This window comes from Streptomyces sp. NPDC057287, assembly GCF_042667905.1.
GTDB lineage: Bacteria > Actinomycetota > Actinomycetes > Streptomycetales > Streptomycetaceae > Streptomyces.
In genome coordinates this window covers 20,039-27,373 of record NZ_JBHUYV010000014.1, presented here as the reverse complement: position 1 = coordinate 27,373, position 7,335 = coordinate 20,039, and the positions used below count along the sequence as shown (strand labels likewise).

Sequence of the window (7,335 nt, the reverse complement as noted above, 5' to 3'; positions counted from 1 at the left end):
GTGCGAGACGATCGCGGGCCCGCGGCTGGAGAACGGGGCGGTGGTGTCGGGGCGGGGGGCCCCCCCCCCCGGGGGGCCCCGGGGGGGGGGCCCGCCCCGCGGGGCGCGCCCCGCCCCCCACCGCTGTGCTCGTGGGCGTCAGCCGGCGGTGACCTCGACGGCCGCGAGGTTCTTCTTGCCGCGGCGCAGCACCAGCCAGCGCCCGTGCAGCAGCTCCTCGTCGGACGGGGCGCTCTCGCCGTCCGTGACCTTCGCGTTGTTCACGTAGGCCCCGCCCTCCTTGACCGTGCGGCGGGCGGCCGACTTGCTGGCGGACAGCCCGACCTCCACCAGGAGGTCCACCACCGGGCCCAGCTCGGTGACCCGGGCGTGCGGCACCTCGGACAGGGCGGCGCTCAGCGTCGCCTCGTCCAGCTCGCCGAGCTCGCCCTGGCCGAACAGCGCCTTCGACGCCGCGATGACCGCCGCGCACTGCGCCCCGCCGTGCACCAGCGTCGTCAGCTCCTCGGCCAGCGACCGCTGGGCCGAACGCGCCTGCGGCCGTTCCTCGGTCAGCTTCTCCAGCTCGTCGAGCTCCTCGCGGCTCTTGAAGCTGAGGATGCGCATGTACGTCGAGATGTCCCGGTCGTCCACGTTCAGCCAGAACTGGTAGAACGCGTACGGCGTCGTCATCTCCGGGTCGAGCCAGACGGCGCCGCTCTCGGACTTGCCGAACTTGGTGCCGTCCGCCTTCACCATCAGCGGCGTCGCCAGCGCGTGCACGGCGGCGCCCGGCTCCAGGCGGTGGATCAGGTCGATCCCGGCCGTGAGGTTGCCCCACTGGTCGCTGCCGCCCTGCTGCAGGGTGCAGCCGTGGCGCCGGTACAGCTCCAGGTAGTCCATGCCCTGCAGGAGCTGGTAGCTGAACTCCGTGTAGCTGATGCCCTCCTGCGACTCCAGCCGACGGGCCACCGAGTCCTTGGTCAGCATCTTGTTGACCCGGAAGTGCTTGCCGATGTCCCGGAGGAACTCGATCGCGGAGAGGCCCGCGGTCCAGTCCAGGTTGTTCACCATCGTTGCGGCGTTCGGGCCCTCGAAGGTGAGGAAGGGCTCGATCTGCGCGCGCAGCCGCTGGACCCACGCGGCGATGGTCTCCGGGTCGTTCAGCGTGCGCTCCGCGGTCGGCCGCGGGTCACCGATCTGGCCGGTGGCCCCGCCGACCAGGGCGAGCGGCTTCAGCCCGGCGAGCTGGAGCCGGCGCATGGTGAGGACCTGCACCAGGTGGCCCACGTGCAGACTCGCCGCGGTCGGGTCGAACCCGCAATAGAAGGTGACCGGGCCGTCCGCGAGAGCCTTGCGCAGTGCGTCCTCGTCGGTGGACTGGGCGAACAGCCCGCGCCACTTCAGCTCGTCGACGATGTCCGTCACGGTCGTTTCTCTCCTCTGAGGGTTCGACTGGGTTCGATCGGTTGTCCGGTCAGTCTATGGGCGTCATACACCCCGGCTGACCGAGCTCATGTGGAAGTCGGGGATACGCAGCGTGGGCATCGCGGCCCGGGTGAACCAGTCGCCCCACTCGCGCGGGAGCGTCTTCTCCGTACGGCCCGCCTCCGACGCACGGGACAGCAGCCCGACCGGCGACTCGTTGAACCGGAAGTTGTTCACCTCGCCGAGGACCTCGCCGTCCTCCACCAGATACACCCCGTCCCGGGTGAGACCGGTCAGCAGCAGGGTGGCCGGATCCACCTCGCGGATGTACCAGAGGCAGGTCAGCAGCAGGGCGCGGCCGGTCGTCGCGGCCACCATCTCCTCCAGGGACCGCTCACCGCCGCCGTCCAGCACGAGGTTGTCCATGGAGGGGGCCACCGGCAGACCCGTCAGCCCGGCGGAGTGGCGGGTCGTGTTCAGCCGCTCCAGCCTGCCGTCCCTGATCCAGTCGGTCGGCTCCAGCGGCAGCCCGTTGTCGAAGACCGACGAGTCGTCCCCGGACGCGTGCGCGATCACGAAGGGGGCCGACTCCAGCCCCGGGGCGTGAGGATCGCTGCGCAGGTTCAGCGGCAGTCCGGAGAGCTTCTCGCCGATCCGCGTACCGCCCCCCGGACGTGAGAAGACCGTACGGCCCTCCGTGGCGTCCCGGGCTCCCGCCGACCAGTACTGGTAGATCAGCAGGTCCGCCACCGCCGTCGGCGGCAGCAGCGTCTCGTACCGTCCGGCAGGCAGCTCGATCCTGCGCTCCGCCCAGGCGAGTCGCTGTGCCAGCTCCGCGTCCATGGCCGCCGGGTCGACGTCCTCGAAATCACGGGTGGACCTGCCCGCCCAGGCGGAACGGGTCCGGTCGGGGGACTTGGCGTTCAGCTCCAGCGTCCCGTTCGGCTGGTCGTGGCGCAGCCGCAGCCCCGCCGACGTGCCCAGATACGTCGAACTCAGCTGGTGGTGGGCGAAGCCGTACAGCTCACGGCCGCCCGAGCGGGCCCGCGCGAAGGCGTCGCCGAGCGCCGGGGCGAAGTCCGCGAAGACGCCGGAGCCGGTCTCGGCCGGCGGTTCCGTGAAGTCGGCGGACACCGGGACCCCGGAGACCAGGGGCTGAGCGTCCTCGGCCGGCCCGGCGCCGCGCGCGGCGGCCTCGGCGGCCCGCACGAGCGGCTCCAGGTCGTCGGCGGTGACGGCCGAGCGCGACACCACCCCGGACGCCGTCCCTTCGGCCCCGTCCACGGTCGCGATCACGGTGAGCGTCCGCCCCCGAGTCACCCCGTTCGTGGTGAGCGCGTTGCCCGCCCAGCGCAGGTTCGCGGAGGAGCTCTCGTCCGCGATGACCACGCAGCCGTCCGCGGTGGACAGCTCCAGGGCGCGCTCGACGATCTCGTACGGCTTGCTGACGCGGCTCATCGCCCGGCCTCCTGCGTCGTGTTGAGGATGTTCACGCCTCGGAAGAGGGCGGAGGGGCAGCCGTGCGAGACGGCCGCGACCTGGCCCGGCTGGGCCTTGCCGCAGTTGAACGCCCCGCCCAGCACATAGGTCTGCGGGCCGCCGACCTTCTCCATCGAGCCCCAGAAGTCCGTCGTCGTCGCCTGGTACGCCACGTCCCGCAGCTGGCCCGCCAGTCTGCCGTTCTCGATCCGGAAGAACCGCTGACCGGTGAACTGGAAGTTGTACCGCTGCATGTCGATGGACCACGACCGGTCGCCGACCACGTAGATCCCGCGCTCGACCCCGCCGATGAGGTCCTCGGTGGAGAGCCCGCCCGGATCCGGCTTCAGCGACACGTTCGCCATGCGCTGCACGGGGACGTGCTCCGGCGAGTCGGCGTACGCGCACCCGTTGGACCTGCCCAGGCCCGTCAGCTTCGCGATCCGCCGGTCCGTCTGGTAGCCCACCAGCGTGCCGTCCTTGACCAGGTCCCAGGACTGCGCCTCGACGCCCTCGTCGTCGTACCCGACGGTCGCGAGCCCGTGCTCGGCGGTGCGGTCCCCGGTCACGTTCATCGCGGGGGAGCCGTACGTCAGCTTCCCCAGCTGGTCGAACGTGGCGAACGACGTCCCGGCGTACGCCGCCTCGTAGCCCAGCGCCCGGTCGAGCTCGGTCGCGTGGCCGATGGACTCGTGGATGGTCAGCCACAGGTTCGACGGGTCGACGACGAGGTCGTACGTCCCCGCCTCGACGCTCGGCGCCCGCATCTTCTCGGCCAGCAGACCCGGGATGCGCTCCAGCTCGGCGTCCCAGTCCCAGCCCGTGCCCGTGAGGTACTCCCAGCCCCGCCCCGCCGGCGGGGCGATCGTCCGCATCGAGTCGAACTCGCCGGTCGTCCCGTCCACCGCCACCGCCGTCAGCTGCGGATGCACCCGCACCCGCTGCTGCGTGGTGACGGTGCCGGCCGTGTCCGCGTAGAACTTGTTCTCGTGGACCGTCATCAGCGAGGCGTCCACGTGCGCCACCCCGTCGGCCGCCAGCAGCCGCGCGCTCCACTCGGCGAGCAGCCCGGCCTTCTCGGCGTCCGGTACGGAGAAGGGATCGATGTCGTACGCCGACACCCAGGTCCGCTCGCCGTGCACCGGCTCGTCCGCCAGCTCGACGCGCTCGTCGGACCCCGCCGCCGCGATCACCTTCGCGGACAGCTTCGCCATGGCGACGGCCTGCGAGGCCACCTTCGCCGCCGCGTCCATCGTCAGGTCCACCCCGGACGCGAAGCCCCAGGCCCCGCCGTGCACCACGCGGACCGCGTACCCGGTGTCGGTGGTGTCCGACGTCCCGGAGGGCCGGGCGTCCCGAAGCCTCCAGGAGGCGCCGCGCACCCGCTCGAACCGGAAGTCCGCGTGGACGGCGCCGAGCGCGCGGGCACGGGCGAGTGCCGCGTCGGCGAGCGCACGCAAGGGCAGGGCCAGGAACGACTGATCTACCTCGTGGGCCACGCGGGCCTCCCCTTCTCCACCTCTGAAATGTCTCCGCAGTGAATCATGGGGGGTCGCGGTGCCTCCGTGCGCAGGTTTTACGTTGCCGGGGACCGGTCCGCACCTTCTGTAGGGATCCAACAGTCGCGGCCCGGCGGCGCTGTCAGAGGACGATTCCTTGGATGAGGGGTGGTACCGATAGGTTTTCGATGTACCAGACCGCCAAGGAAAGGGTGATCCGTTGAGCCGCTCGGTTCTCGTCACCGGAGGAAACCGGGGCATCGGCCTCGCCATCGCCCGCGCCTTCGCCGACAACGGCGACAAGGTCGCCGTCACCTACCGTTCGGGAGAGCCGCCGCAGGCGCTCACCGAGGCGGGCGTTCTCGCGGTCCGGTGCGACATCACCGACACGGAGCAGGTGGAGCAGGCCTACAAGGAGATCGAGGAGAAGCACGGTCCCGTGGAGGTGCTGGTCGCCAACGCCGGTATCACCAAGGACCAGTTGCTGATGCGGATGACCGAGGACGACTTCACGTCCGTCCTCGACACCAACCTCACCGGCACCTTCCGCGTCGTCAAGCGGGCCAACCGCGCGATGCTGCGCGCCAAGAAGGGCCGTGTCGTCCTCATCTCCTCCGTCGTCGGCCTCCTCGGCTCGGCCGGACAGGCCAACTACGCGGCGTCCAAGGCGGGCCTGGTCGGCTTCGCCCGGTCGCTGGCCCGTGAGCTCGGCTCGCGGAACATCACCTTCAACGTCGTCGCACCCGGGTTCGTCGACACCGACATGACCCAGGCGCTCACCGATGAGCAGCGCAAGGGCATCGTGTCCCAGGTGCCGCTCGGCCGCTACGCGCAGCCCGCTGAGATCGCCGCCGCGGTGCGCTTCCTCGCGTCCGACGACGCGTCGTACATCACTGGAGCCGTCATTCCCGTTGACGGCGGATTGGGCATGGGTCACTGATCACCATGAGCGGAATTCTCGACGGCAAGCGCATCCTCATCACCGGGGTGCTGATGGAGTCGTCCATCGCGTTCCACGCCGCCAAGGTGGCCCAGGAGCAGGGCGCGGAGGTCATCCTGACCGCCTTCCCGCGGCCCACGCTGACCGAGCGCATCGCCAAGAAGCTGCCGAAGCCCGCCAAGGTCATCGAGCTGGACGTCACCAACACCGAGCACCTCGACCGCCTGGCCGGCCTGGTGCGCGACGAGCTGGGCTCGCTGGACGGCGTCGTGCACTCCATCGGCTTCGCGCCGCAGGACGCGCTCGGCGGCAACTTCCTCAACACCCCGTTCGAGTCGGTCGCCACGGCGATGCACGTCTCGGCGTTCTCGCTGAAGTCGCTCGCCATGGCCTGCAAGCCGCTGATGAGCGAGGGCGGCTCGATCGTCGGCCTCACCTTCGACGCGCAGTTCGCCTGGCCGCAGTACGACTGGATGGGCCCGGCCAAGGCCGCGCTCGAGGCCACCTCCCGCTACCTCGCCCGTGACCTGGGCCCGGACGGCATCCGCTGCAACCTGGTCTCGGCCGGGCCGCTCGCCTCCATGGCCGCCAAGTCCATCCCGGGCTTCGACACGCTCGCCGACGTGTGGAACACCCGCGCGCCGCTGGCGTGGGACATGAAGGACCCGGAGCCGGCCGGCCGCGGCATCGTCGCGCTGCTCTCGGACTTCTTCCCGAGGACCACCGGCGAGATCATCCACGTCGACAGTGGCGTGCACATGATGGGCGCCTGACCGCTCCCCACGGCTCACCGACGGCCGCGTACCCCTCACCGGGCACGCGGCCGTCGCGCGTGTCCGCGGGCGTTCCACCCGCTCGAGTCGAAAAGCTGGCCGTTCCACCGCAGAATGTGGAGGAACCGGACTTTTGGTCAGGCTGCGGGGAGGAGACCGTTGTGCGCTCCACACGTCGCAGAACCTGGGCCCTGCTCGTAGCCGCCGCCGTCGTCGCGGGCCTTCTGGCCCCGGTGGCCGTGAGTGCTGCCAACCGGGCGGGAAGCCCGGCGGTACCCGTGGCGCCGCGACCCGAGCCCTCGGGCTCCGAATGCCGTACGTCGGTCGACGGCTCCCGGGTGGTGGCCTACTGCCACAACCCGTACCCCACCACCGATCTCGTCCGGCTCCACACCGAGTGCGCGCGCTGGTGGGACGTCGACGCCGACGGCGAAGCGGTCGCGGTGCAGCCCGGGCGGACGGTCAGGATCGAGGACCGCTGCTGGAAAGAGGTCGGCTCGGCCTGGGTCAGCCACTCGGTGTCGTGAACGGTCCGCTCAGACCCGCTCCTGGAGACAGTTCAGCGCGTGTGAGGCGGCCTCCGTCGCCGCCGTCTCCGCGTCCCCCGCCCGGATCGCCTCGACGAGCCGGGCGTGGTCCATGTGCGCCTCCGGCCGCAGTTCCGGGCCCACGTCGTCCCGCAGGTAGTCCCGGAGCAGGTCGTTCAGATCGGCGTAGAGCTCGGTCAGCACGTCGTTGTGCGAGGCGGCGACGACGGCGAGGTGCAGGGTGGCGTCGGCCGCCACGAACGCCTCCGCGTCCCCGGACGCCCACGCGGCCTCCCGCCGCGCCATCAGCGTGTCCAGCTGCCGCAGGTCCCGGTCGGTGCGCCGCAGGGCCGCGAGCCTGGCCGCCGAGGACTCCAGGGTGGAGCGGAGCTCCGCCACGTGCCGGGGGTCGGCGTCCGCGAACCGGCGGTGCATCACCCCGGCCAGCTCGCTGGTCGCCACCACGTACGTCCCGGAGCCCTGGCGGATGTCCAGCAGCCCGTTGTGCGCCAGGGCCCGCACCGCCTCGCGCACCGTGTTGCGGGCGACCCCCAGCTGCTCGACCAGCTCGGGCTCGGTGGGGATCCGTGAGCCGACCGGCCACTCGCCCGCGGTGATCTGGTTCCTCAGCTGGGCAATCACCTGGTCGGCGAGAGCCGAACGCCGCGTGGACGTCAGCGCCATGGTGCTCCTTGTTCGTGTTCCGGAAG

General features: G+C 71.3%; 7 protein-coding genes. 3 read left to right on the top strand and 4 right to left on the bottom strand.

The features are described from left to right. Positions 1-138 precede the first annotated feature (138 nt). The 3 genes from tyrS to ACFUNE_RS25305 all read right to left on the bottom strand — a co-directional run bounded on the left by tyrS (position 139) and on the right by ACFUNE_RS25305 (position 4,385). Complete coding sequence (tyrS, locus tag ACFUNE_RS25315; RefSeq protein ID WP_383572378.1) at positions 139-1,407, bottom strand: tyrosine--tRNA ligase; 1,269 nt, start codon at positions 1,405-1,407, stop codon at positions 139-141. Positions 1,408-1,470: 63 nt separating this feature from the next. Beyond that, positions 1,471-2,865 carry a metallopeptidase TldD-related protein gene (locus ACFUNE_RS25310; RefSeq protein ID WP_383572374.1) on the bottom strand — a complete coding sequence of 465 codons (1,395 nt, stop codon included), beginning with the start codon at positions 2,863-2,865 and terminating at the stop codon, positions 1,471-1,473. Then, positions 2,862-4,385, bottom strand: a complete 1,524-nt coding sequence (locus ACFUNE_RS25305) for a TldD/PmbA family protein (protein ID WP_383572371.1) — start codon at positions 4,383-4,385, stop codon at positions 2,862-2,864. The genes ACFUNE_RS25310 and ACFUNE_RS25305 overlap by 4 nt, the downstream gene beginning before the upstream one ends. Before the next feature lie 220 nt (positions 4,386-4,605). Between ACFUNE_RS25305 and fabG the strand changes: the two genes are divergently transcribed. The 3 genes from fabG (at position 4,606) to ACFUNE_RS25290 (ending at position 6,625) form a co-directional block, all read left to right on the top strand. Further along, a complete protein-coding gene (fabG, locus tag ACFUNE_RS25300; protein ID WP_383572368.1) occupies positions 4,606-5,325 on the top strand; it encodes a 3-oxoacyl-[acyl-carrier-protein] reductase in 720 nt (239 codons plus the stop codon). 5 nt (positions 5,326-5,330) lie between these two features. After that, the gene (gene fabI / locus ACFUNE_RS25295) at positions 5,331-6,098 is read left to right on the top strand and encodes an enoyl-ACP reductase FabI (protein WP_383572365.1); all 768 of its coding nucleotides are present in this window, start codon (positions 5,331-5,333) and stop codon (positions 6,096-6,098) included. A gap of 161 nt (positions 6,099-6,259) precedes the next feature. Then, positions 6,260-6,625 (top strand): hypothetical protein, encoded by a 366-nt coding sequence (locus tag ACFUNE_RS25290; RefSeq protein WP_383572362.1) that lies wholly within the window; start codon positions 6,260-6,262, stop codon positions 6,623-6,625. A gap of 9 nt (positions 6,626-6,634) precedes the next feature. On the opposite strand, the gene ACFUNE_RS25285 is transcribed toward ACFUNE_RS25290, so the two are convergent. Continuing rightward, a complete protein-coding gene (locus tag ACFUNE_RS25285; protein WP_383572359.1) occupies positions 6,635-7,309 on the bottom strand; it encodes a FadR/GntR family transcriptional regulator in 675 nt (224 codons plus the stop codon). Positions 7,310-7,335 lie beyond the last annotated feature (26 nt).